The sequence below is a fragment of the Pseudodesulfovibrio alkaliphilus genome (genome assembly GCF_009729555.1).
In the GTDB taxonomy this organism is placed as follows: Bacteria; Desulfobacterota; Desulfovibrionia; order Desulfovibrionales; family Desulfovibrionaceae; genus Pseudodesulfovibrio; species Pseudodesulfovibrio alkaliphilus.
In genome coordinates, this window is record NZ_WODC01000003.1 from 333,978 (window position 1) to 357,783 (window position 23,806).

Sequence of the window (23,806 nt, forward strand, 5' to 3'; positions counted from 1 at the left end):
CCCGGCATGACCGGACTGGTTCAGCGGCTCCGGGAAGCCGCCCGGAGGATTCGGCCCCTCTGGCCGAAAAGGGCATGGGTGCGGCTGGCCCTGGTTTCGGCCGGGCTGCTGCTGGCCGTGCCCCTTGCTTTCCTGGTGCTGGACGCGCTCTTTCCGCTCCCGGCCGGATGGCTCGACGCACCCTCGGGAACCCGGCTGCTGGACCGCTCCGGCACCGAGCTGCGCCGCTTCCCGGCCAGGGACGGCCAGTGGCGGTTCCCTGTGACCCTGGACGAGGTCTCGCCCGCCCTGGTCACGGCACTGGTGGAGTCCGAGGACCGCTGGTTCTTCGTCCATCCTGGCGTCAACCCGCTGGCTGCGCTCCGCGCTGCCTGGACCAACGCGGTCTCGGGCCGGGTGGTGTCCGGGGCCTCGACCATTCCCATGCAGCTGGCGCGCATGGCCGATCCCGGCCCGCGCACCCTGCGGCGGAAGCTGGCCGAGTCCTTCCGCGCCCTGCAACTGGGCCTGACCCGCTCCAAGGCCGAGCTGCTCGAAGCCTACCTCAACACCGCGCCCTTTGGCGGCAATATCGTGGGGGTGGGCGCTGCGGCCCGCATCTATTTCGGCAAGCCGCCGGACCGGCTTTCTCTGGGCGAATGCGCCCTGCTGGCCGTGCTGCCCCGTTCGCCCAACCGCTACGACCCCTCGCGCCATCCCGAAGCGGCCATGGCCGTGCGCGACCGGGTGCTGGCTCTCCTGACGACCAGGGGCGTAGCAGACCCGGACGAGGCCAGACGGGCCATGCGCCAGCCCATGGTGGCCCAGCGCAGGCCATCGCCCATGTCTGCCCCCCATTTCTGCCTGCTGGCCCGCGCCCGGCTCGGGTCCGAACCCGTCATCGCCACTTCCCTGGATCTCGCCCGGCAGCGAACGGTGGAACGGCTGCTGGCCCGGCATGTGGAGCGGCTGCGCGACCTTGGCATCGGCAACGGCGCAGCAGTCGTCCTTGATCGGACCAGCCGCGAGGTGCTGGCCCTGGCCGGGTCGGCGGATTTCGCCGATGACCGGCGTCAGGGACAGGTGAACAACGCCCTGGCCCCGCGTTCGCCCGGCTCGACCCTCAAGCCCTTTCTCTACGCCCTGGCCTTTGACCGGGGGCTGGCCGTCCCCGGTTCGCGTCTGCTGGACGTGCCAGTGGACTATGCCGGGTACGCGCCCGAAAACTACTCGGGCACTTTCTCGGGCAGGGTGAGCGTGGCCGAGGCCCTGACCCGGTCCCTCAATGTCCCGGCCGTGCGTCTGCTCGCCACCACCGGGCTGCGCGACTTCCATTCCCTGCTGCGCCAGGGGGGCCTTGAGACCATCGACCGTCCGGCCACAAGCTACGGACTGCCTCTGGTCCTCGGTGCCTGCGAGGTGCGGCTCGTGGACCTGACCAACCTCTATGCCACGCTGGGCCAGGGCGGAGTCCACCGCCCCTGGCGGGTCACACTCCCCACGCAGGCAGACCCCGCCCCGGCCGGGCCACCCGGAAAGGCCGGGCTGTTCTCGCCCGAAGCGGCCCGTGTGGTGGCCGACATGCTCACCGAGGTAGCCCGACCCGACATGCCCGACTCCTGGCGGTTGACCCGCGACCGACCGGCCGCAGCCTGGAAGACCGGCACCTCCTTTGGCCATCGCGACGCCTGGGCCGTCGGATTCGGCCCGACTCTGGCCGTGGGGGTCTGGGTGGGCAACCCGGACGGCACGCCGGTCAAGGGCATCTCGGGCGCGGTCCACGCCGGACCGCTCTTCTTCGATCTGCTGAGGGCCCTGGACGAACCGGGACGCGATCTGCGGCTGCCCGAGGCCCCGGCCTTGCGCTCGGTGACCCTCTGCTCCGCCAGCGGCCTGCCCGCCGGGCCGGACTGCCCGGCCACCATCCAAAGCCCGGCCGGACCAACCCTGGCCCTGCCCCGTTGCGCCGAGCACCGCCGGATACTGGTGGACAGGGAAACCGGCCTGCGCCTGGAAGGGAGCTGTCTGGCCGCGCCCGTTCCCGGCGGCCGCGCCGAAGCCGGGACCGCGCAGACCGTGCCACCCGAACTGGCCGCCTGGATGGCTGCCCAAGGCAAGCCTGCGCCCGGCCTGCCGCCCCTCTCGCCCCTGTGCCCGGACGTGCCCGGCGGCCTGGGGCCGACCATCCTCTCCCCTTCCTCCGCCACCCCGTATGTCATGCGCCACGACGCCCCGGCCCACCACCAACAGGTGGCTCTCCGCGCCGCTCCCGCAGATCCAGGCGACTCCCTGTGGTGGTATGTGGATGGTCGTTTCGTTGGTGTCGTACACCAATCGTCAGACAGGAAAGAGTACGGAAAAGGATACGGATTGGCGGCTGAAACCACTGACGTTCCCGCCCACGAGCCGCGCAACCTGCTCTGGCCCATGACGCCGGGCGAGCATCGGGCCTCGGTCACGGACGGACAGGGCAGAACAAGCACAGTGACTTTCCGCGTGCTGGACCGCTCCGCTCCCTGAGCGGCAACGCCCTGACCGAAAGGCCCGGCTACCGGGTGGCTGCCAGGGGCGTTTCCGGGCTGGAGACGACTACCATGTTGCGGCCGTTGTGCTTGGCCTTGTAGAGCGCCTTGTCGGCCTTGACCAGCAGGTCGTCGTCGCGGGTCAAGGCACCGGCCTCCACCGAGGCCACGCCGATGGACGCCGTGACCGCGAACTCGTGCCCGTCGAAACGGAACACGCTGGCCTGGATGGCCTCGCGGATGCGCTCGGCCAGCTTCCAGGCAGCCTCCTCGCTGGTATGGGGCAGGAGGACCACGAACTCCTCGCCCCCGTAGCGGGCCGCGAGGTCGGTGGTGCGGAAGGTTTCGGAGAGAATCTCGCCCACCCGGCGCAGGACCATGTCTCCGGCCTTGTGGCCGTAGGTGTCGTTGACCTGCTTGAAATGATCGAGATCGACCATCAGCAGCGAAAGATCGTGATTGTAGCGGCGGCGGCGCTTGATCTCATAGACCAGACGCTCCTCAAAGGTATGGCGGTTATAGATGCGGGTCAGGCCGTCGCGGTCAGCCCGCATCTTGACCTCCTTGAAGGTCAGGGCGTTGCGCAGGGCCAGTCCCAGATGGTTCACGGCAGAGCGGAAGGTCTCCACCTGATCACGCCCCAGCCGGTAGTCCGGCTCGCACAGCAGCACCAGGGCGCCAAAGGTCTCATGGGCCGCCACCAGGGGCATGGTCACCACCTTGCCGTCGCCGGGAGACAGGGAGAACTCGGGCCGCCGGGCCGGATCAGTGTGCATGACGGTGAACCCGTTGATCGGTCCGCCGCCCTTCTCCACGGCAGCGGCCATGAGAAATTCCACCCACTGGCTCTCGGTCTCCGGTGTGGTCTTGCCGTTGAGGAACATCTCCACGTCGGCCACCTCGGAATCCCTCTGCCGGGTCCAGAACACGGCGTGCAGCAGCCGAACCGGCAGGACAAGGCCAAGGGTGTCCTTGGCGTTGAGCAGGATGGTGGCCGGGTCCAGGCTCTCTGTGGCCGATGCCAGAATCCTGTTGAGAAACATCAGTTGGTCGGTCTTGCGCGCCAGAAGCTCCCGCTCAAGGAGAATCTCCTCGGTCATGCGGTAGATGTCCGAGTACATGCTCGTCACCTCCCTGGCGCGGAACACGGCGTCCTGCACCTTGGGCCGGACAAGCGGCGTACGGATCACGGTCAGAAAGCCCTCGGCCAACACGGTCTCCATCTCCAGGGGCGCTTCGTCCCCCTCCTGGATGAGGATGCGCTGGGTGGGTTCCTGGGCGCGAAGCTCCTGCCTGCGGCCCTCGGCCAGGTTCGACCATACGGACCACGGCACCCAGACGGCGCAGGGCTTCTCCTCCTGGTCCAGATCTCGAGCCTGCGGCAGGGCGTCCTGGGCAAAGTTGCGCAGGTGGAACCCCGGCCCCACGCCCTCGGCAATGCGCTCCGCCATTTCCTGGTCCAGGCCCAGCCCCCACATGAGTTCTGGCCGCTTGCCCCGCTTTATCGTCTGCTTGCGCATGTCTCCATACTCTCCTTGCAGTCAAAATACCGACGCTCGCCACGTCCGCACAGGAGGATGAGCAAAAACGGGGCCAACAGTGATCCTGGCCGCAATGAGGCTGTCCATCCGGCTATTTTTACGAACTTTTTGCGCTAGCCCAAAGCCTCTTGGCGGCACTCTCCGGCAGAAAATGCCGCTTCCCCGGAACCCGGCTTCCCTGAAAGCCATTGACAAATCCTGGCAATACGGTTTTGACCTACCTATGTCCGAATCCAAGCGCATATGGGCCACGCTGGACCCGTTTTTCGAACCTGGCCCGGTGCTGGGCCGCAAGGTGGCCAACACCAAGTTTCTCCGGGCCCTGCTGGCCGCCGACCCCTACGACGAATACCGCTTCTTTCTCGGCGACGCGGGCCAGTCCGATCGGCTTGCCGCCCACCTGAAAAAGGTGGCGCCCGGCATGATCGGGAAGGGCCGGGTGCACATCCTTGACCGGCGCGAGCTGCCCCGCCGTCTGGCCGAGGAGCCGGTCCACTGCATGCACCTGTCGGACTGCATCACCAGCCAGCCCCAGGTGGCCGCCCTGCGCAACAGATACAGCCGCAACATTTTCCCCGTCACCGGCACCATCCATTCCTTGAGCTGTTCCACCTTCGGCGGGCAATTCCTGCGTCACCTGTGGCCCGGCACCACCCGGCGCGATGCCATTGTCTGCACCTCCACGCCGGGGCGCGAGGCCGTGGCCCGGTTCTTCGACTGGCTGCGCCACGGCTACGGTCTGGACCCGGACCGTTTTCCCGCGCCGACACTGACGCATATTCCCCTGGCCGTGGACACGGACGAGCTGCGTCCAGGCCCCCCGGGGGCCAAGGGCGGGACAGGGGCCGACCCGGTGCGTCTGCTCGTGTTCGGCCGCATCTCCCACCATTCCAAGATGGATCTGCTCCCCCTGCTGCGCGCCCTGCACCGGCTGGTGCGCCAGGGCATGGACCCGGCCTCTGTGTCCCTGACCCTGGCCGGATGGGCCGACGACAACGACGACTTTCTGCCCACCCTCAAGGACCTGGCCGCCAACGCGGGCATCCGCATGACCGTGGCACTCAGGCCGAGCGAGACGGAAAAGACCGCCCTGTTTCACGACGCGGACATCTTCGTCTCCATTGCGGACAATCCCCAGGAGACCTTCGGCATCACCCTGGTGGAGGCCGGGGCCTTTGGCCTTCCCGTTGTCGCCTCGGACTACGACGGCTACCGCGACATCGTCGTTCCCGGCGTCACCGGCCTGCTGGTGCCGACCATCGGCCCGAACCGCACCGACGACGCCGATCTGCTGGCCCCGATCACTTTCGACAACCAGTACCATCTGCTCCTGGCCCAGCGCACGGCCGTGGAGATTCCGGCCCTGGCCGACGCGCTGAAGACCCTCATCCTCTCGCCGGACATGCGCCGGTCCATGGGGGTGGCCGCCCGTCAGCGCGTGGAGGCGGAATACTCCTGGCCCGAAACGGTCAGGCGCCATGTCCGCCTCTGGGACGGCCTGTGGGCCGAGCCTGTGGACCCCGCGCCCCTGCGCGATGCGCCCCACCCCCAGGCCATGCCCTACGCCGCGCTCTTCGGCCATTACACCAGCCGCACCCTTGAGCCTGCCTTCATGGTACGCCCCGGAGCCACGGGCGAGGCCTTCTATCGCGGCCGCGACTTCCCTCCCCTCTACTCCGGCCTGACCGGCGCCATCGACCCCGGCCTTGCCCGCAAACTCGTGTTTCTGGCCCGCAATTCCGTTGACACCGCCAGCCTGATACGCAACCTTGTGGACACGGAACCCGGCATGGACGTTGCCACGGCCTCTGCCCATGTGCTCTGGTCCCTCAAGCACGACCTGCTCGAAAGGGTCTAAAGCGGCCAGGCCCGCGGGACGCCAGGCTCCAATCACGAACGCGACGCACACGAACCGCACGATCCGGTTCCCAAAACATCTTGGAGGCAGAAGGAATGAAAGCATTGAGGGCTGTACGCATGGAACGCTGCATAGGCTGCCATTCGTGCTCGCTGGCCTGCGCACGACAGGTCCATTCGGTCCTCTCGTGGAACAAGTCGGGCATCCGCATCTCCTCGGCGGGCGGGCTTTCCACGGGTTTCGAGGCCAGACTGTGTCTGGCCTGCAAGCCCGCCCCCTGCGCCCAGGCGTGTCCCACAGGCTCCCTGGCCCAACGGCGAGACGGCGGGGTCATCCAAAAGAAAAACCTCTGCATCCGCTGTGGCGAGTGTGCCAGGGCCTGCCCTGTGGACGCCATCTTTCTTGACCATCAGGTCAATCCCTATGTCTGCATCCACTGCGGACGGTGCGTGGAATTCTGTCCCCACGACTGCCTTGAAATGGAGGAACTGCCCAGAACGCCCAAGGACAAGGGGGGCTCTGATGATTAGAGACTTCTTCCGCATCTTGAAGATGGACCTGACCACAGGCAAGGCCACTCTGCTGGAACGGCCCGGCCGCAACCAGTACCTGGGCGGCACCGGCCTGGCGGCCATGCTTTTCGAGGAATTCGGCCACCTGGACCGGGACTGGGACGACCCCGAGCAGCCCTTGATCTTCGCCATCGGCCCCCTGACCGGCTACTACCCGCTCATGAGCAAGACCTGCTGCGCCTTCCGCTCGCCCTATCACAACCAGTATGCCGAGAGCTACGCCGGGGGAAAATCCGCCCTTTCGCTGCGTTTTGCGGATCTGGACGCCCTGGTGGTGGTGGGCAGGGCCGAGAGGCTGTCCGCCCTGTGCGTGGGCTCGCGCAGGGTCGAGACCCGCGATGTGGAATACATGCGCGGCTTCGACGCCCTGCGCACCGGCCGCATCGTGCGCAAGATATTCCCGGGCTCGGGCCGCCGCTCCATCCTGCGCATCGGCCCGGCAGGCGAGAATCTCTCTGCCTATGCCTGCATCAATGTGGATACCTTCCGCCATTTCGGCCGGCTGGGCGGCGGCACGGTCATGGGGGCCAAAAACCTCAAGGCCATCTGCATCCTGGGCGACCGGGGCTTCGACCTGCCGGGCGGCAAAGAGTATTCCGCCCTGTACAAGGACATCCACAAGCAACTGACCACCACGGAAATGATGGCCAAGTACCACGGCCTGGGAACGGCGGTGAACATCAACCCCCTCAACGAGCTGAAAAGCCTGCCCTGGAAAAACCTCCAGCAGACCAGCAGCCCGGAGGCGGACAACATCTCCGGCGAGCGCTTCGCCCAGGACACCCTGCTGCGCAACGCGGCCTGCGCGGGCTGCCCTGTGGGCTGCATTCATGTGGGCTTTGTTCGCGAACAGTTCCAGGCCAACAACCAGTATCTCTACCGTCAGGTGGGCTACGACTACGAGCCCATCTTCTCCTGCGGCGGCATGCTGGAGGTCACGGACGCCCCCCAGGTGCTGCGCATCCTTGATGTCATCGAGAAAGAAGGGCTGGACAACATGTCCGCAGGGGTGGCCCTGGCCTGGGCTACCGAGGCTCTGGAAAAAGGGGTCATCACCCTTGAGCAGACCGTGGTTCCCCTGGCCTGGGGAGACGCCGAAAACTACATGCGCGGCGTGGAGATGATCAGCCGCCCGCCCAACGACTTCTACCGGCTGCTGGCCCAGGGCACCCTGAAATGCGCCAGGGTTTATGGCGGCGAGGACTTTGCCTGCGTCCTCGGCCAGGAGATGGCGGGCTACGCCACGGGCGAGGTCTTCTTCATCTCCGAGGCGCTGGGCTTCCGCCACGCGCACCTGGATTCCGGCGGCTACTCCTACGACCAGAAGTACGAAGACAAAAACGTGACCCAGGCCCTGGACTTCCTGGTCAGCGACGCCCGGGAGCGCATCGTGCTCAACTGCATGGTGGGCTGCCTGTTCGCCCGCGGGGTGTACAAGGATGCGCTGATGGCCCAGGCTCTTGAGGCCGTGGGCTACGGCGCCCTTAACGAGTCGCTCGCGAGCATCGGCGAAAGGGTGCAACGGCTGCGCTGGCGGCTGCGCCTGGGCATGGGCTACGACCCCCTCAAGGTGACCATCCCCAAGCGCTACACCGAGGTGACCACCTGGAAAGGCCCCATTGATCCCGAGTATCTGGACGCCCTGCGCATCGGCTATGCGGCGCGGATCATGGAAATGGGCGCTCCGCTGCCCGAAACCGGGGAATAACGCCCCCGAAAATCGCCCGGACGCCAAAAAAGGGGTTGCCAACCCCGGCCCATTTGGGTAAATCCCACTTCTCGACCACGTGCTCGGGTAGCTCAGTCGGTAGAGCAGGGGACTGAAAATCCCCGTGTCGGCAGTTCAATTCTGTCCCCGAGCACCAGAGGAATCAAGCCCTTGCGTCAGAAACGGCGCAAGGGCTTTTTCGTTGGCGGGAGCGGCCCCCTCCTGGTATCGGGAAGCGCCTACTTGACCCGGTGAAGGGTCGCGCCGTGCTGGCGGTCGGGCCGCAGCTCAAGGATGCGCCGGGCCGTGTCGGCAAAGAGGTCGATGGGGTGGTGGCTGATGACCAGCAGTTGCAGCCCGAGGCGGTCGGCTATCTCGGCGATGAGCTTCATGAGCTTGGGGACGAGGGCGGGCCTGATCCAGCAGTCCTGCTCGTCGAGAACCAGAAAGGGACGGTGCCCCTCGGGCGCGAGCTGGGACAGGGCGATGAGCCGAAGCCCCACGGACAGGATGTTGCAGACCGAGCCGCCCTGGCCCGACAGGATGTCCTCCACACGGTCGCCGTGGCCCTGATTGTGGATCTCGAAGCGGATCTGGAGCCGGTTGTTGCGCACCTCGCGCCGGGTGGCCACCACCCGGTCCTGACCGAGGATTTCGCGCACCGCATGGGTCAGGTTCAGCTCGACCTCGTCGAGCACCTGACCGAACAGGGCGGTGGACAGCTCCTCCAGAGTGTCGCGGGCGCCGGGGGCAAGGGCCAGGAAGTCGCGCACCCCGGCCAGCCCGGCCCGGACCCGGGCATGTCCGGCGTGGGCCCCCTCGGCCAGTCCCACGAGCCGGTCGAGCCGTTGCCGGACCTCGTCAAGAGAGGGCATGTCAGCCCCTTCGGGCAGCATCAGCCCGCCCGCTCCACGCTGTTTTCCACAGCGGCCAGGTCAGCCTGAATCTGTTGGACATGCTCGCGGTATTGCGTGACAAGCATCTCGTTTTCCTTCCTTTTTTTCTCAAGAAGCGCCTGCAGTTCCTCGGGGTCGCTGGTGCCGTATTCAGCCTGGGCCTGGGCCTTGAGGGCATCAAGCTGTTCGGTGAGATGGGTGATGTCCTGCTCGGTACGCACCCGCTGCTCCCGCAGACGCTCATAGTCCTGACGCAATTGGGCAAGCTCGCGCTCCAGCTGGACATCGCGGGTCGTCCCTGTGTTGTTGGGGTTGCTATCGTTCAAGGGTGACCTCCTCGTAAAGTTCCCAGATAAGTGCCCCCTCCGGGGTTTCCCTGGACAGGTTTTCCTGCAGAAACTGGCGCAGGCCCATGCCCTCGCGGGTGCGTCTCCAAGCCAGCCGCTCAAGCCCCCTGATGAACTCCGACCCCGCCTCGGCTGGCTGCTCCTCAGGCGGAAAATCCTGGTCGGGAAAGACCTGCTCAAAGGGCAGATGGGGCACGGCCCAGCGTTCGAGCTCCGTCCAGCCGGGCCGCCAGATGGCTGCGGCGGGCCGCCGCTCCATGGAGCGGCGGGTAAAGGTGAGCCGGGTGATGTTGCCGGGATTGGCCCAGGTGGTTCGCCCGGCCTGTACTGTGGGCTGGGGCCGGTGGATGTGGCCGTTGATGAGCCAGTCGATGCCGGGCAGTTCCCGGATGGCGTAGGCACGGTCCTCGAACTCGGGAAACCTGATGTTGTGGTGGGTGAGCCAGACCACGGCGGCCGGATCGCCCGGCCCGGCCTCGTACCCCTTGGGCAGGGGCGAACCGTCCGGGCTGGCGCAGATCAGGGCGCTGCCGGAGTCGGTCTCGAGAAGGAACTGCGGCCCCTCCTCCTTCATCAGCCGAAGCACTCCGGCCGTCTCCAATACCGCAATGGTCAGGTCCTCGGTGAACCTCGACTGGTACTTGTCGTGGTTGCCAAGCAGCGCCCAGACCCTGCCCGACCCGGTGCGCGCGCCAAGGAGGCGGATCAGTTCCACAAGCATCTTGTTGGAGTTGTCGCGTGGCCGGTGGAAGAGGTCGCCCAGGAGCACCGGGACCATGCCCAGCTCGTCGGCGCGGTCCAGGCAGGCGGTCAGCTTGCTCATGATCTGCTCAAGATAACCATCAAGCCGCTGACCCGGCGGAAGGTCCGCCAGATGTGGATCGCCAACCAGAAAGAGCCCGTTGGCCCGGAGGGTCTCAACACTCATGCCCGTGCCCCCGATCAAGGAAGGTTTCGGCATTGATCCGTGCCCCGCACAAGGGGCACCCGCCAATATCCGCCAGCACCCCGGCCAGGGTTTCCGCGGTCTCCTGCAACCGCATCTCCAACCCGGACAGAGCAGCCTCCAGGGTCTGCCTGCGCATGGTCAGGCCGCGAAGGCCAGCAACCAGTTCCAAAAGGTGCGCGTCCTCCTCGACCCGAGGCGGCTCCGCAAGGCTCCGCAATACCTTGTCGCGCCGTGCGACGCGCTCCATACGGTAGCGGGATGCAATCATTTCATCCACAACTTCAGACAGATGTGCGGTATTCACCGTATCCGGCGGCCCAAGCAGCCCGTCCACGCACCGGCTTTTGACTTCAGCCTTCCGCAAGGCACATGCAGCCGCTTGCTGGCGCTTGCAGAGCTCGGCCAGCCGGGCGGTGTTCTCCGTTGCCGGCGGCGCAGCGAGATCTGCCAGGGCGGCACCGGCCCGCCCGGCATCGGCCAGTCGCGCCGCGGTGCGGGCCATTTCCGCCGCCAGAGAGCGCAACCCATCGATCGGATTGGAATTGGGCACCGGCTCCAGAGAGTTGAGGGCGACCAGGACCCGGCGCAGGACACCGCGCCTCGCGGCCAGGCCGCGCAGGGAGGAACAACGGCTTTCAAGAACCGGCATGGCGACTTGGAGTTCCTTTGCGGAGTCTTCCAGTTGCCGTGCCTCTTCCATGCGCAGGGCGATGTCCGGCAGACTGGCCAGCGCATCAAGCCCGACCTCGATGCGCTCCCGCTCGGCCTCAAGATCGCGCTCCCGCCGCTTTGCCTCGGTGGTCCGCGCCTTGAGGGCGTTTTGCATGGCCAGCAGGTGGGCGCTTTCGGTGGACGCGGCGAAAAAGGCGGCCACATTGGATTCAGGCCGGTTGAGCAGAAAAACGGGCTCGCGCTGGTTGCCCAGATGCACATCCACGGGATCGCCCGTCTCAAGCTCCACCAGATTGAGCCGCAGCAGGGCCCGGACCTCGTCTGGCACCTTGCCCTGGAGCTTCCAGAAGGGCTCCTCCGGCTCGTCGCGGCCCGGCAGGGTGATCTCGTAGCCCGCGCTGCGTTTCTTGCGTATCCAGACGACTTTTGCCCCGTCGTCCAGCACCACCGTAACCCGCGCCTCCCTGGCCCCGTGGCGGATGCAGTGGCTGAAGGACGGGTTGGTGGTCACACAGCGCAGGGCCTCGACAACGGCGGATTTGCCCGTATTGTTGGCGCCGGTCAGTGCCGTGATCCCCGGCCCAAGCTCCAGCTCGGTCCGCTCGTGGGCCATGAAATTTTCCAGAATGATGCGGTGTATCATGCTGCTCGGCGGGGTTTGCTCAACCTGTCCATTCGTTTGATGAAATCATTCCTCCCCTTCTCTTCTCTCCGCTCTCCTCCCCCCCTCCCCGACCTGCGAAGCAGGTGGCGGAAATGGGTCGAGTGCCAGGCGCAAGAGCCATGCAGGACCGAAGCGTACTCCGGGTACGCGAAGGTCTGCATGGAGCGAAGCAACGACGCAGTCGGGCCATTTACGCCACCTGCTAGGGGTAGCGCGGTTTGGGGTGGCGTGTAAAGAACCAGGGGGCCGGTCCGAGGCGGCGCATGGCCTCGTTGTTGGCCTGCCAGCGCTCGGCCAGGGGGCCGGGCATCCCGTGGCGGTCGCAGGGGAAATCAGCGCACTGGAAACAGTAGTCCACCCCGCGCTCGCGGGCGCAGCCGGGCACGGCGCAGGACTTGAAGAGACACCCGGCCTCGCGGCAGCCGGAGCAGGAACCCGAGGCCAGGAAGTCGAGCAGCTCGCTGAAGGCCCCATAGTTGCCAAAGGCCGGGTTCATGGAGGCGAAGCGCTCGGCGTAGGCCGCGAAATTGTTACCCAGGGCCGCCTTGAGGGCGCTGGCGGACTGCTGGACAGGGCCGCCGTCAAAGGCGAGACAGGTGGAACAGAGCAGGCCACAGGGCGCAAGGCGGGACCGTACAAAAGCGGACTCGTCGGGCTGAAGGCCGGTCTCGCGCAGCAGGTCCAGGGCGATGTCCACGGCCCGGATCACGTATTCGATGCAACGGGCCTTGACGTTCTGGCTCTTGAACCGGGCCTGGCCCTCGGGCGTGGCAAAATCGCAGCCGGTCAGGTCAAGGCAGTTGACGGAGCCGAAGGCGTCGCGGAATCGTTCCTGAAACTCCTGGGCCAGGGTGTAGGCCGCATCATATTCGCCGCCCGGTCCCGGCCGCCCAGCATACAGGCCGATGCCCATGACCGCGCCCGAGACCGCCCCGCACTGGCCGCAGGTGCGGGCCATGCCGCTGCAAAACCCTGTGGCCATGGGCGTCAGCGGCTGCGGATCGCGCCCCCCGGCCTCGGCCATGAGTTTGAGCACGATCTCCGCACAATAGAGATCGCCGGAGTTGAAGAGTTCGGCCGCTGCGGCCCGGTGGTGATCAGACATGGGAATCCTCCTTTGGCGCGTGGCGATTGGCGCGGTCCGGCCGTTCAATGGCCCGCGTACCCCGGCGGCTGGAAAGAAAGGGGCAGAAGGCAATGGCCTCATCCGTAAGGCGGGTGGCGTTGCCCGCCCCGGAATGAAGCGCCAGCGGCGGCTCCACATGCAGGCCCGGACGGCCCTCCTTGACCGCCTCCATGAGCACCATGCGCGCCTCCCGGTCGGCCCGGCCGTGGACCAGACGCATGCGCTTGGGGGCCAGACCGGCGGCGGCCAGGCCCTCCATGAGGTCTGGCAGCCGCTCGGGCAGATGAACAAAGGAGAAGCGGCCACGCGTCTTGAGGGCCACGGCCGCGCATTTGGCGAAGCGGGCAAAATCGCCCCTGCTCTCGAAACGGGCTGCGGCACGGCCCTGGCCCTGGCTGACCCGGCCGCAGCCAAGGGGCCTGTATGGCGGGTTTGCCACCACGAAATCCGCCACCCGGTCGGGCCGCCACAGGGCCACATCGCCGCACACCGGAGCATAGCGGTCCCCGAGGTGGAGGGCGACGGCGTTGGCTTCGGCCGCTTCCACGCTTGCAAGGTCGATGTCCACGCCGGTCAGGCGCAGATCGGGCTGGCGCAGGAGCAGGGCAAGACCAACCACCCCGCAGCCGCAGCCGAGGTCCACACCCGCCTGCCCCCGCCCGGTCCGGGCAAAACAGGCCAGGAGCAGCGAGTCGAGGGAAAACCGATACCCGCCCTCGGGCTGAACCATGCCGCGGGGAAAGGCGGCCCTTCGGTCAAGGACAGCCCGGGCGTCTGTGCCGGGGCGGACTTCGTTCACGCCTTGCCCCGCTTTCTGCCGCGCCTGACGCGGGAGCGGACCATGTCCATGAACAGACGCGCCTCGGCCATGTCCAGGACCAGGGCCAGGAACAGATAGGCAGCCACCCAAACGGGCATCAGGGCCAGCCACCAAAGCCCCCAGGATGCGGAGAGGTAAGCGCCAAGCCCCACCCCGAGACTCAGGGCAAGGGTCTTGAGAGACGCGGCCAGGGGCACCAGCGTGGCCTTGCGCTTGCGGGCCAGACTGATGTGCAGGAGCGCGAAATTGAGCAGGGAGGACAGGCTGACGGCCAGGGCAAGCCCCACATGGGCCATGGGGACCATGAGCAGGACGCCGAGCAGCACGTTGGCCGCCAGACAGACCACGGCGATTCTGACCGGGGTACGGGTATCCTCCAGGGCGTAGAATCCGGCCACCAGCGGGCGGGCCAGGGCGATGAAGGGCAGTCCAACAGCGTAGGCGACCAGGGCGTGGGCCGTGGCGGTCACGGCCTGGGGAGAAAACTCGCCGCGCTCGAAGAGCAGCGAGACAATGGGGCCGGCCAATCCGATGAGCCCTGCGGCCGCGGGCAGGGAGATGAACAGGGTCAGCCCCAGGGAAAGGGCCATGGCCCCGTCGTACTCCTCCATCTCCCCCTTGGCTGCCAGCCGCGCCAGACTCGGTAGGGCGGCAGTGCTAATGGCCAGTCCGAAGACTCCCAGGGGAAACTGGACCAGCCTGTCCGCGTAGTAAAGATACGAAACCGACCCCACGGGCAGGAAGGAGGCCAGGAGCGTGCCCAGCAGGATGTTCACCTGATAGACGGCCGCGCCGAACAGGGTGGGCAACATGAGCAGCCCCATGCGGGCCACGCCCTTGTTGCGCCACGACCAGGGGCCGCGCCAGGAAAAACCGCTCCTGCGCAGATAGGGCTGCTGGAGCAGCCACTGGCCCACCCCTCCCAGAAGGACGCCCCAGGCCATGGAGTAGGCCACGTTGTAACCGAAACGATACCCGAACAGGGCCGACCCGATAAGGGCCACATTGAGCACCGACGGAGACAGGGCCGGGGCCAGAAAATGGTTGTCCGCATTGAGCACACCCATGCACAGGGCCACCCCGCAGATGAGGATGACATAGGGAAAGCAGATACGCACGAGGTCCACCGTGGTGGCGAACAGCTCGGGATTGCGCAGAAAGCCCGGAGCAATGGCCATGGTCAGCGGCCACGCCAGCACCTGGGCGGCCAGGGTGATGCCCCCGAGGATCACCGCCAGCCAGATCATGGCCGAACGGGCCATGGCCTGGGCCGCCTCCTCGCCCTCTTCCTCGCGCACACGGGAATAGACCGGGATGAAGGCCATGGTCAGCGATCCCTCGCCAAAGAGCCTGCGCAGCAGGTTGGGGATGCGGAAGGCCACGAAAAAGGCGTCGGCAAACACCCCTGCCCCCAGGGCAAAGGCCACGATCATATCTCTAACAAACCCCAACACCCTCGAGACAAGGGTCGCGCCCGCCACAACGGCCGCGTTTCTGGCTATGTCCCTGCCGTGCTTATTCACCGTTTCTCTCCGTCCGAAGACCGATTCGCCAACATCCTGATTTCTCGTCGCGCCTATTTTCTAGAGTTTTTCTAGAAAAACTCTAATATCATGTATTCTTTTGCATTAACCACAACCGCCCCGTGCTGCCTGCCAGAGGCCCCCCTCCTGGACGCCCCCGCCGCAGCAGCGCGGCAACATGCCGGAATATAACGCATTGGCCTGAAAGGCAGACGGCTCCCGCCAGACCCGTCGCAGCCGGGGCCATTGGAGCAAAGACACCGTACCCGACGGGTTCACGGGACCGATTCCGGTGTACCTGCGGCGCATCGACCGCAAGGGACTTTTGCAGATGGTTGTGGTTCATGGCCGGGGCTCCGGCTGGCAGCGCGGGCAATAGGTGGAGGTGCGGCCAGCCACCTTGATGGCGGCCAGAGGTGTTTTGCAGGCCGCGCAGGGCAAGCCCTGCCTGCCGTACACGGCAAAGCTGTTCTGAAAGGCTCCGGCGTCTCCGCTGGCATTGACGTAGTTCCGTATGGAGCTGCCGTTTTCCGCGATGGCCTGGAGCAGGACCTCCTGAAGATGGGCAAAAAGGCGCAGGGCTCCGGCCCGACCCAGGCTGTGGCCGCGTGTCCGGGGATGGATACCGGCCCGAAACAGGGATTCGTCCGCATAGATGTTGCCCACCCCGGCCACCACGGTCTGATCGAGCAGCAGCGCCTTGATCCGCCCGGTGCGCGAGACCACTCGCCCGGCGAGAGTCACGGGATCGGTCTCCAGCGGCTCGGGACCGACTCGGCGCAGAAAGTTCCACCCCGCCAGCCCGCCCGGCCCAAAGGCGCACACATACCCGAAGCGACGCATGTCGGCAAAGCACAGCAGCGAGCCGTCGTCCAGAATGAACCGGGTCCGGTCGTGGCGGTCAACGGGCCGCATGGGGCCATGTACCACCCGTCCGGTCATCTTCAAATGAAAGGCCAGGGTCGCGCCGCCAACCATGTCCACCAGCAGCACCTTGGCCCGGCGGCGCACTCCGGTCACTGTGGCGCCGAGCACCTTGGGTACCAGCGTGGCCGCGCCCTCGCTCAGTCGCGTGGGGTCCACCGGCTCCACGCCCGAAATCACACGCCCGGTCAGCGTGGCGCACAGTCCCCTGGCAATGACCTCAACCTCTGGCAACTCTGGCATGGCCCACTACCTACCCCAATTCCCATGCCGAGAAAAGCGCGGAGACAAGCAAGGGACGGGGGAAGGTGCTGTGCTTCGTGGGAAATGGACAAGAGGATGCGCGTTGGCGCGGCCGAACGCCCCCTACGCCGCCATCAGGCCCTTCGTTGCCCGCACAGCGCCACCAGACGGCACAGACCCAAAAAGTCTTGAAAAGATTTCCCCCGGGACCCTCCACCTCCACACCACCCACCGCCAACCCGCCTTTGCCCTTTCATTACGGCGCGGCCGGATGGTGGAAGGTGTCGAGCATCAGGTCCTGATCGGCCGGGGCGGCGCTGATCCAGTAGACGAGGTCCGCCGTGTGCCAGATCAGATGCGCCTGCCCCATGCCGGTGAATCGGTAGACAGGGCTGCCCCGGTGGTCGATGCGTACGGGATCGCGGAAGGGGGATTTTGGGTTCTCGTACATCATGTGGACCATCTGGCCGGTCTGCCGCCGGGCCTCGTTGGGAGAAGAGACCCGCGAAATCCAAATCTCGGTCAGGCGTTCGACTGGGCGACCCTTGGCGTCGGTGCGGGCATAGCGGGCAACCAGACTTTCCTCGGCGGGCAGGGCCTTGCCGTGCAGCTCGTCCACCTCGGCCTGGGCCATGGGGCCTGTGACCAGTTCGATACGCACCATCTCGCCTGCCGTTTCAGGCATGGCGGGCAGCAGGCCATCGGCTCGGGCCAGTACGGGGATAAGCGCCACAGCCAACACAATCAGGGTCACTTGTCTCATCTCTCTTCCCCTTGGGTTTCGGGTTGGATGTCTGGGGCGGTGTCCGGCTCGCGGCCAGGAGGCGCATCGCCCGAGGGGGACGTGGCCTTTTCTTCGGCGGCATCGGCCGGGCGGCTCCGAGCGGGCTGGCCCAACCTGCCCACATCGGCCCTGAAGGATTGTCCGCCCCGTTGCACGGTAAAGACCAGGGGGCGATCCGCCTTGTGGACCTTGAACCCGGCGGCGTGCAGGTCCATGAGCCGGTCAAGGCGCACACCAGCCGCCTCGACGAGCAGATCGCCGGGGCGAATACCCGCGGCCTCGGCACGGGAGCCCCGCCCCACTCGCTCCACCAGCAGGCCGCCCCGGCCCGTGGCGGCCAGGGTCATGTCCATCCGCGATTCATAGGTGTCCGGGCAGAAAAAAAAGGCGTCGGCCGCGTCGGCCGCGAATTCACCGCCGCGCCAGGGCATGAGCAGCAATATCCGGGCTCCGGGATCAAAATGGCGGATACGGCGGGCGATGCCCCAGCCATGCTCCACATGCCCCGCACCGGCCACCACCAACACGGGCCAGTCGTACTTGCGGCGCAAGGCAACGGCCGCCTCGGCCATGCCGGAGTCCCAGACGGACTGGACCAGCAAAAACCGCTCGCGCCGCGTGGCCTCGTCGACCCTGGCAATCTCGGGCCCGTCAGGATCGCGTTCCTGGTGCAGCGCAAAGACGGCATCGAGCAGGGGCATCTGTTCCTCGGCAGGAGGCTTGATCTCGGCCGGAAGCCACTTCAGCTCGTCAGGAGTCAGCGCCTCCAGGCCCTGCCGGGCGATCTTCCGGGTCACTGCCGAGGGCACGTTGAGCCCGGCCACAGGCAGACTGTGCCGACGGATGATCTCGAAGTGACCGCGAAACAAGGCAAAGGGGTAGCCCCAGCGATCGCGCCACTCAAGCTCCTCCTCCATGGCGTCCACCTCCACAGTCCCTGCCGAGAAATCGTCGAGCACGGCCTGCATGTCCGCGGCGACCATTTCGAGCCCCACGGCCGGAGGCGTGTCGGATTCGGCCAGGGCGGCCAGCACCCGCAGCTGCACAGTGTGGTCGCAGACGTTTGGATGGTTCTCGCCAAGCAGGATATATTCTGCGTCCCGAGCCAGGCCCATGACCTCTTCAAAGGCGAGCCGCTCGCCATCCACGGACACGAACTCCCCGGAGGCGGGCAGAAAAGTGACCTGCAGAGGGGGATGGGCAATCCTGGATGAACAGGCGGCCAGGACTGCGGCGAAAATCAGCGGCACAGCCACGCGAAAAGCGGTGGAACCGGGGATTCGTCTGGGCATTCGCTCCTCGTCAGTTGAAGTCGTGATACCAGATGGCCATGGGCAGGCCGGTTTCATCGCGCTCGGGCGGATCGGGCAGGGACGCGGGACGCGGGCCCGCGACCCCGAGGCAGGCATGGGCGCTGACGGCCAGGATGGCCGCGTCGAGCGCGTCGTCTCCCTTCGCCGCCCCAGCCGGATGCCGTCCATCAAGGGCGCAGAGCATGGCCCTTGCCTCGGGAATCCATCGCTGCACGATCTCCAGCCGCCGCGCCAGGCCTTTTGCCGTGCGCTTTGGGTAAGCCATGGGGGCTTTGCCAGCCAGGACGAAACAGACCTCCGGGTGCGCCTCAAAGACCTTGCCTCGCGCTTCAGGCGTGGCAGCCAAAAACGAATCCACCTCAAGTATTTTTGGAATAAGATTCAGTGATTGCTCAGAAAGAGACTTACCGGAAAGCTCCCGGTTGATTTCCTTTGCCCTGGCCCTGCCCTTGGCTGACGACTTGTCTTTGTCCGCCATGGCCCAGGCGGCAGTACGCACTGGGGCGTTGAACACGCTCGCCCCACGCGGGCCGAGCATCCGCCGGGCCAGGGTGTCGGCCAGACGCGATCCATGGCCGGGAAGACCGATGGGAATGTCTGCAAACAGGGCGTCGGCATCGCTGTGATCGGCCCAGATTGAGGCCATATCCGGGTACAGGGCGCACTCCCAGACCGCGCCGTCCCCGGTCCAGAACGCCAGCCAACCGCCCCGGCATCCGTCGATTCCCACCCCTTTCATCCTCCAACCATACACCGGGTGCGCCCCCTGGGCAAATCCCCGCCGACAATTGCACAAGCGGGCGCGAAAGACCCGGCCCGCGAACAGACGCGGGCCGGGTCGGAATTGCGTGGATGCGGAGGCGCACAAATCGTTGTCAGCCGCTTGGCCGAAGTTTCCGCTGCCCTGCGGATTGGCGATCTTTTCGCGGCAACGCGGCAGGCCGCCTTTTATCAGTCTGGCGCTAGTCCCAGGTGCGGTTGTCCTCAATGGGCCGGATCTGCGGAGGCAGGGTGCCCGGAGCCAGGACCTTGAGGATGGGCCGCAGCTTGATCTTCTCGCGGAAAAGATGGAGCAGCTCGTCTTCCTGGGAGAACTGGCCCGCCTCGATGGACAGGATCATCTCGTCAATGCCGCCGGGATTGGTGACTTCGATCTGCCAGCGCTTGATCTCCTCGAACCGGGCCATGACCTGCTCCACCTGATGGGGGTAGACAAACATGCCCTTGATGCGCGCCGTGGTATCCACCCGGCCCACGATATTGCCAAGGCGCGGGCTGGTGCGGCCGCAGGCGCAGGGCTGACGGTCCAGATAGCCGAGATCTCCTGTGGCCAGCCGGATGAGCGGATAGGTCTTGTTGAAGGCCGTGACCACAATCTCGCCCACCTCGCCGTCCTTGAGGGGGATGCCGGTATCGGGATGGCAGATCTCGACATAGGCGCGGTTGGAGAGGTGCAGCCCGTTCTTGTGGAAGCATTCGTAGCCGATGCAGCCCACGTCAGCCGTGCCGTAACCCTGGCGCATGATGCAGTCGAACTTCTTCTCAAGGGTGGAGCGCATCTTTTCCGAGAACTTCTCGCCCGTGACAAAGGCCACTTCCATGAACAGGTCCTTGCGCAGCGACAGCCCCATTTCCTCGGCCTTCTGGGCCAGGTGCATCAGGTAGCTCGGGGTGCCCACATACCCTGTCACCCGCAGCTTCTGCATGATCTCGATCTGCGAGTTGGTGTTGCCGGGTCCGGCCGGAATGACCGCGCAGGAGAGGTTGCGCAACGGCTCCTCAAACATCAGCCCAGCCGGAGCGAGGTGGTAGTTGAAGGTGATCTGGGTCAGATCGCCGGAGCGGAAGCCCGCGGCATAGAACCCTTCGGTCCAGCCCCAGTAGTCCTCGCTGCGGTCCTCGGGATCGAAGATGGGGCCGGGCGAAAGAAACACGCGCTGCAACTCGCCGAGATCCTTGGTCAGCAGTCCGCCCAGACGCGGGCCCATGGACTGCAGGAAGATCAGCTCCTTCTTCTTGATGATGGGAATATGCTTGAGATCGGCCAGGGAGCGGAATTTCTCCACATTGAACTGGGCGCGATCAAAGCGCTTCTTGACATCCTCGGAGTAGCGGTAGGCATAACTGAGCAGCTCCTTGAGCTGAAGCTGGCAATACTGTCTGCGCTCGGACTCGTCGAGCACCTCGCGGCGGGAGTAGATTCCTTCCGTGCGGTCTTTTCTGGTCATATGTCTGCTCCTATATGGATATGATCTCGCCATGAACGGAAGCGGGAGCATACCACGCAAAAACAATTTTGCAAGAAAAAAATGAAATAGTACGACATGTCAGGCGGTTGAAGCAAACAAAAGCCCCCCGTGGCCCGCGGTTTTTCCGCTTGACACCTGAAATGCAAATGGATAGACATACCTTCCTTGGCGCGGGTCGTTAACTCAGTTGGTAGAGTATCTGCCTTTTAAGCAGAGAGTCACTGGTTCGAGCCCAGTACGACCCACCAAACATGCGTCCCCATCGTCTAGTGGCCTAGGACTCCGGCCTCTCACGCCGGCAACAGGGGTTCAAACCCCCTTGGGGACGCCAAGTAAATACAACGGGTTACGGTTTATGCCGTAACCCGTTTCTTGTTTGCGTGTAAAAATACGTGTAAATTGGTGGCAAATCGGCCTAATCTCGGAGGCATTACTTTCAAAGGAGCCACCGGATGAGTAGCTACGAGAATCGAGATTGTTGGATTAGTGAAGCCGAAAAAATACTTGCTGAAAGGGAAGATACGTCTTGCGAGGTTGAAGGGGTGGGGACGATCCTTTTTGAAAAGATCGGTTCTAAGTCAGCTACGATCCGTGTTAACGGTCGGAACATTGGGTCAGGCGGAACCGGGATCACACTGGTTAACAATTTAACCGAGTATTTAGAAAAAAAATTCCAAGTCGCCAAAGATGAGAGCCAGCTTGTGGCTGTGTGGGATGCGATGAATGATCTTTTCGAAGAATGCGCTGAAGAAGAGTAATTGGGAAACATAATGTCAATAGATCACAATGACAACCCAATATCTGAGCCAGAGCAAGATGTGTATGGCATCGCCTCATTTGCTTCAGGGATTGCGCAGGGCATAAGCAAGATGAAGGCTCCAGCTGGCTTTACGATCGCAATCAATGGCCCATGGGGAGCGGGTAAGAGTAGTGCTATCAACCTAGTCAGGCACTACCTCGATCACCATGAATCAGACACACGATTTGAGATAGTAAATTTTAAGTGCTGGTGGTTCAAAGGAGAAGAAGCACTCACCTTAGCTTTCCTTCAAGAACTCAACACCGCGCTGGTTAAGACTATCGGAGGAAAGGATAAAAGCCTAATCCCCGACATCGCAAAACTATTGCTTCAAGCAAGACCAGTCGTTGGCACCGCGATCAACATGGCTACTGGAACCTCACTCGGTACACTTATCTCTGGAGCAATGAAATTCAGCGAACGTTTTTTTCAGAATGAAAGCCTCGAAAAACTCTTCAAACGCTTAGAAGGTGTCTTACAGATTCAAGACAAACATTTCTTATTCATAATTGACGACATTGACCGATTAACTCCAGATGAAGCGTTGATCGTATTTATGCTCATTAAATCTGTGGGGCGACTCCCGAATGTAATATATCTCGTTGCCTTTGATCGAGACGTCTGTGAAAAGGCTATAGCTAATAGATTCCCATCTGAAGGCCCAAAGTTTTTGGAGAAAATCATCCAGTCTAGCTTTGAACTGCCACTACCAGCGCCTTCAGATCTCAATGAGGCGATGTATTCATCTATTCAATCCTTATGTGGCCCTTTGGAATTTGATGATGAACGACATTTCATGAACTTGTTCCATGATGGGATTGCGCCTTTCTTGTTCATCCCAAGAGATATTGTTCGAATATCCAACGCGATGACTGTCAGTTACCCGCCGATCAAGGGGGAGGTTGACATAGCTTCATTTGTTTCTATGGAGGGCATACGCCTTTATGAACCTGCTCTTTACTCTGCAATAAGGAGAAACAAGGATCGTGTTTGCGGTGTTAATAGGCAGGGTCAGGAAAGCAAAGCCACTCTTGATGAGCTTTTAAGCTGTGTTGACGAGAAGGATCGAAACCGGGCCGAAAGGATGCTTACCCGCTTATTCCCTCGTTTAGGGAACATAGGTTACAGTGGAGACTTCCTCAAGCAATGGGATGCAATGCGTCTGGTGTGCGTTGAGAAGCACTTTGACACCTATTTCAGAATGGCAGTAAGTGACGATGTCATGCCAGCCATTGAACTCTCCATGTTTATTAGCAAGTGTGGTGATGAAGAATTTGTAAGAAGAGCATTGCTAGAAGCTTCTAATACAATTCGAAGAAATGGAAGCACGAGAGTTCCTCTAATCCTCAACGCTATTGGTACTCATTCAAGCAAAGTTGCCGATGGTGACGTTCCTGCACTTGTTAAGGCAATCTTTGAAATAGGGGATGACATCGATCGTGAAGAAGATCGGGGCAGAGAATTCGGCTCAATCAACACGAATCATCTTGAAATTATGTGGCTAATTCAGGATGTAGTAGTCCGACGGCGTCCGATAGAGGAAAGGAGCGAGATATTCCTTCAGGCCTGCGCTAAGGCTCAAGTCGGCTGGCTATGCTATTTCGTGGCATTTGCGGTTGCTGACCATTTTCCAAGGGAAGGCAAGTCTCCTGTGCCAGAGGAAGCATGCTTGGTACACAATGATGACATTGAGAGTTTTAAACGCATCGCACTTGGAAGGATTAGTGAAGCTGCAAATGAGGGAATTTTGCTAGAGCACCCACGGCTGCCTGGAATTCTGTTTAGATGGTCGGAATTTTCACCACAAGACGATAATTCTCTTCGGACATGGACAAGCGATCAACTGAATGACAATACTGCAGTTGCAAGCCTAGCAAAAGCCTTCACAACTCAAGTCCGGTCGTACTCTAGTGGAGATAGTGTTTCTGTCAGACGACGCCAAGCGTCGACTGATGGGTTGGAAAAGCTGCTAGACGTCAGATTGTTCAGGAGTCGATTAGAAGAGTGCCGATATGACAAGTCCCTGACTGAAAAACAACGAAATTCGATCGAAACCTTCTTAACTTCATGGGAAAAAAAGGAAAGTGGAGACATTTTCAGCTAAAATATAACCCCAGTCGCGTCCGCCTCCGAATCCTCTCTCCTGTTAGCCGAACACGTCTTCTAAAACATTTTTAGTGAAGCCCAGCCTGTACAGAGATAGTATTCACCTGACACCGCCGCCCCTGGCGGGGTGAGTTACGCTGCTTCTTCGGTTTCCGTTTTCTTGCCTTTCACGATGCCGTCCAGGAAGACCTGGTTCGGCGTCCGTCCCTGC

At 63.5% G+C, this 23,806-nt stretch carries 19 protein-coding genes and 3 tRNA genes; 9 read left to right on the plus strand and 13 right to left on the minus strand.

Translation table 11 applies throughout. The annotated features are described in order from the left end of the window. The first annotated feature begins 6 nt into the window (after nt 1-6). Nucleotides 7-2,499 (plus strand): penicillin-binding protein 1C, encoded by a 2,493-nt coding sequence (gene pbpC / locus GKC30_RS06990; RefSeq protein ID WP_155933442.1) that lies wholly within the window; start codon nt 7-9, stop codon nt 2,497-2,499. 28 nt (nt 2,500-2,527) lie between these two features. Here the strand turns inward: pbpC and GKC30_RS06995 are convergent, their stop codons facing one another. Next, complete coding sequence (locus tag GKC30_RS06995) at nt 2,528-4,021, minus strand: GGDEF domain-containing protein (protein ID WP_155933444.1); 1,494 nt, start codon at nt 4,019-4,021, stop codon at nt 2,528-2,530. 244 nt (nt 4,022-4,265) lie between these two features. Between GKC30_RS06995 and GKC30_RS07000 the strand changes: the two genes are divergently transcribed. From GKC30_RS07000 to GKC30_RS07015, 4 genes are all read left to right on the plus strand, one after another. Beyond that, complete coding sequence (locus GKC30_RS07000; protein WP_155933446.1) at nt 4,266-5,900, plus strand: glycosyltransferase family 4 protein; 1,635 nt, start codon at nt 4,266-4,268, stop codon at nt 5,898-5,900. Nucleotides 5,901-5,995: 95 nt separating this feature from the next. Beyond that, nucleotides 5,996-6,430: a 4Fe-4S binding protein gene (locus GKC30_RS07005; protein WP_155933448.1), complete on the plus strand. Its 435-nt coding sequence runs from the start codon at nt 5,996-5,998 to the stop codon at nt 6,428-6,430. Then, the gene (locus tag GKC30_RS07010; protein ID WP_155933450.1) at nt 6,423-8,180 is read left to right on the plus strand and encodes an aldehyde ferredoxin oxidoreductase N-terminal domain-containing protein; all 1,758 of its coding nucleotides are present in this window, start codon (nt 6,423-6,425) and stop codon (nt 8,178-8,180) included. The genes GKC30_RS07005 and GKC30_RS07010 overlap by 8 nt, the downstream gene beginning before the upstream one ends. An 81-nt stretch (nt 8,181-8,261) precedes the next feature. Continuing rightward, nucleotides 8,262-8,337: transfer RNA gene (locus GKC30_RS07015), tRNA-Phe, on the plus strand. An 82-nt stretch (nt 8,338-8,419) separates the two neighbouring features. Here GKC30_RS07015 and GKC30_RS07020 read toward each other — a convergent pair. From GKC30_RS07020 to GKC30_RS07075, 12 genes are all read right to left on the minus strand, one after another. After that, nucleotides 8,420-9,076, minus strand: a complete 657-nt coding sequence (locus GKC30_RS07020; RefSeq protein ID WP_155933452.1) for a P-loop NTPase family protein — start codon at nt 9,074-9,076, stop codon at nt 8,420-8,422. After that, nucleotides 9,076-9,402 (minus strand): hypothetical protein, encoded by a 327-nt coding sequence (locus GKC30_RS07025; RefSeq protein ID WP_155933454.1) that lies wholly within the window; start codon nt 9,400-9,402, stop codon nt 9,076-9,078. Before GKC30_RS07025 ends, GKC30_RS07020 begins: the two co-directional genes overlap by 1 nt. After that, entirely contained in the window at nt 9,392-10,351 is a 960-nt protein-coding gene (locus GKC30_RS07030) for a metallophosphoesterase family protein (protein ID WP_155933456.1), read from the minus strand. The genes GKC30_RS07025 and GKC30_RS07030 overlap by 11 nt, the downstream gene beginning before the upstream one ends. Further along, entirely contained in the window at nt 10,341-11,687 is a 1,347-nt protein-coding gene (locus GKC30_RS07035; protein WP_155933458.1) for an AAA family ATPase, read from the minus strand. Before GKC30_RS07035 ends, GKC30_RS07030 begins: the two co-directional genes overlap by 11 nt. A 223-nt stretch (nt 11,688-11,910) precedes the next feature. Continuing rightward, nucleotides 11,911-12,813 carry a C-GCAxxG-C-C family (seleno)protein gene (locus GKC30_RS07040; RefSeq protein WP_155933460.1) on the minus strand — a complete coding sequence of 301 codons (903 nt, stop codon included), beginning with the start codon at nt 12,811-12,813 and terminating at the stop codon, nt 11,911-11,913. Beyond that, nucleotides 12,806-13,633: a tRNA1(Val) (adenine(37)-N6)-methyltransferase gene (locus tag GKC30_RS07045; protein ID WP_367614016.1), complete on the minus strand. Its 828-nt coding sequence runs from the start codon at nt 13,631-13,633 to the stop codon at nt 12,806-12,808. The genes GKC30_RS07040 and GKC30_RS07045 overlap by 8 nt, the downstream gene beginning before the upstream one ends. Beyond that, a complete protein-coding gene (gene murJ / locus GKC30_RS07050) occupies nt 13,630-15,177 on the minus strand; it encodes a murein biosynthesis integral membrane protein MurJ (protein ID WP_367614017.1) in 1,548 nt (515 codons plus the stop codon). Before murJ ends, GKC30_RS07045 begins: the two co-directional genes overlap by 4 nt. Before the next feature lie 342 nt (nt 15,178-15,519). Next, on the minus strand, nt 15,520-16,344 hold the full coding sequence (mutM, locus tag GKC30_RS07055) for a bifunctional DNA-formamidopyrimidine glycosylase/DNA-(apurinic or apyrimidinic site) lyase (RefSeq protein WP_155933462.1): 825 nt from the start codon (nt 16,342-16,344) through the stop codon (nt 15,520-15,522). 256 nt (nt 16,345-16,600) lie between these two features. Beyond that, nucleotides 16,601-17,107: a hypothetical protein gene (locus GKC30_RS07060; protein WP_155933464.1), complete on the minus strand. Its 507-nt coding sequence runs from the start codon at nt 17,105-17,107 to the stop codon at nt 16,601-16,603. Then, complete coding sequence (locus GKC30_RS07065) at nt 17,104-18,420, minus strand: ChaN family lipoprotein (protein ID WP_155933466.1); 1,317 nt, start codon at nt 18,418-18,420, stop codon at nt 17,104-17,106. The genes GKC30_RS07060 and GKC30_RS07065 overlap by 4 nt, the downstream gene beginning before the upstream one ends. 10 nt (nt 18,421-18,430) lie before the next feature. Beyond that, complete coding sequence (locus GKC30_RS07070) at nt 18,431-19,180, minus strand: DUF429 domain-containing protein (protein ID WP_155933469.1); 750 nt, start codon at nt 19,178-19,180, stop codon at nt 18,431-18,433. Between the two features lie 223 nt (nt 19,181-19,403). Continuing rightward, nucleotides 19,404-20,669 (minus strand): phenylacetate--CoA ligase family protein, encoded by a 1,266-nt coding sequence (locus tag GKC30_RS07075; protein ID WP_155933471.1) that lies wholly within the window; start codon nt 20,667-20,669, stop codon nt 19,404-19,406. 193 nt (nt 20,670-20,862) lie between these two features. Here GKC30_RS07075 and GKC30_RS07080 point away from each other — a divergent pair. The 4 genes from GKC30_RS07080 to GKC30_RS07095 all read left to right on the plus strand — a co-directional run bounded on the left by GKC30_RS07080 (nt 20,863) and on the right by GKC30_RS07095 (nt 23,593). Beyond that, a tRNA-Lys gene (locus GKC30_RS07080) sits at nt 20,863-20,938 on the plus strand. Nucleotides 20,939-20,945: 7 nt separating this feature from the next. Continuing rightward, nucleotides 20,946-21,021, plus strand: a tRNA-Glu gene (locus tag GKC30_RS07085). 121 nt (nt 21,022-21,142) lie between these two features. Continuing rightward, nucleotides 21,143-21,448, plus strand: coding sequence for a hypothetical protein (locus GKC30_RS07090; protein WP_155933473.1), 306 nt, complete (start codon nt 21,143-21,145; stop codon nt 21,446-21,448). 12 nt (nt 21,449-21,460) lie between these two features. Next, nucleotides 21,461-23,593 (plus strand): KAP family P-loop NTPase fold protein, encoded by a 2,133-nt coding sequence (locus GKC30_RS07095; protein WP_155933476.1) that lies wholly within the window; start codon nt 21,461-21,463, stop codon nt 23,591-23,593. Nucleotides 23,594-23,806: the final 213 nt, after the last annotated feature.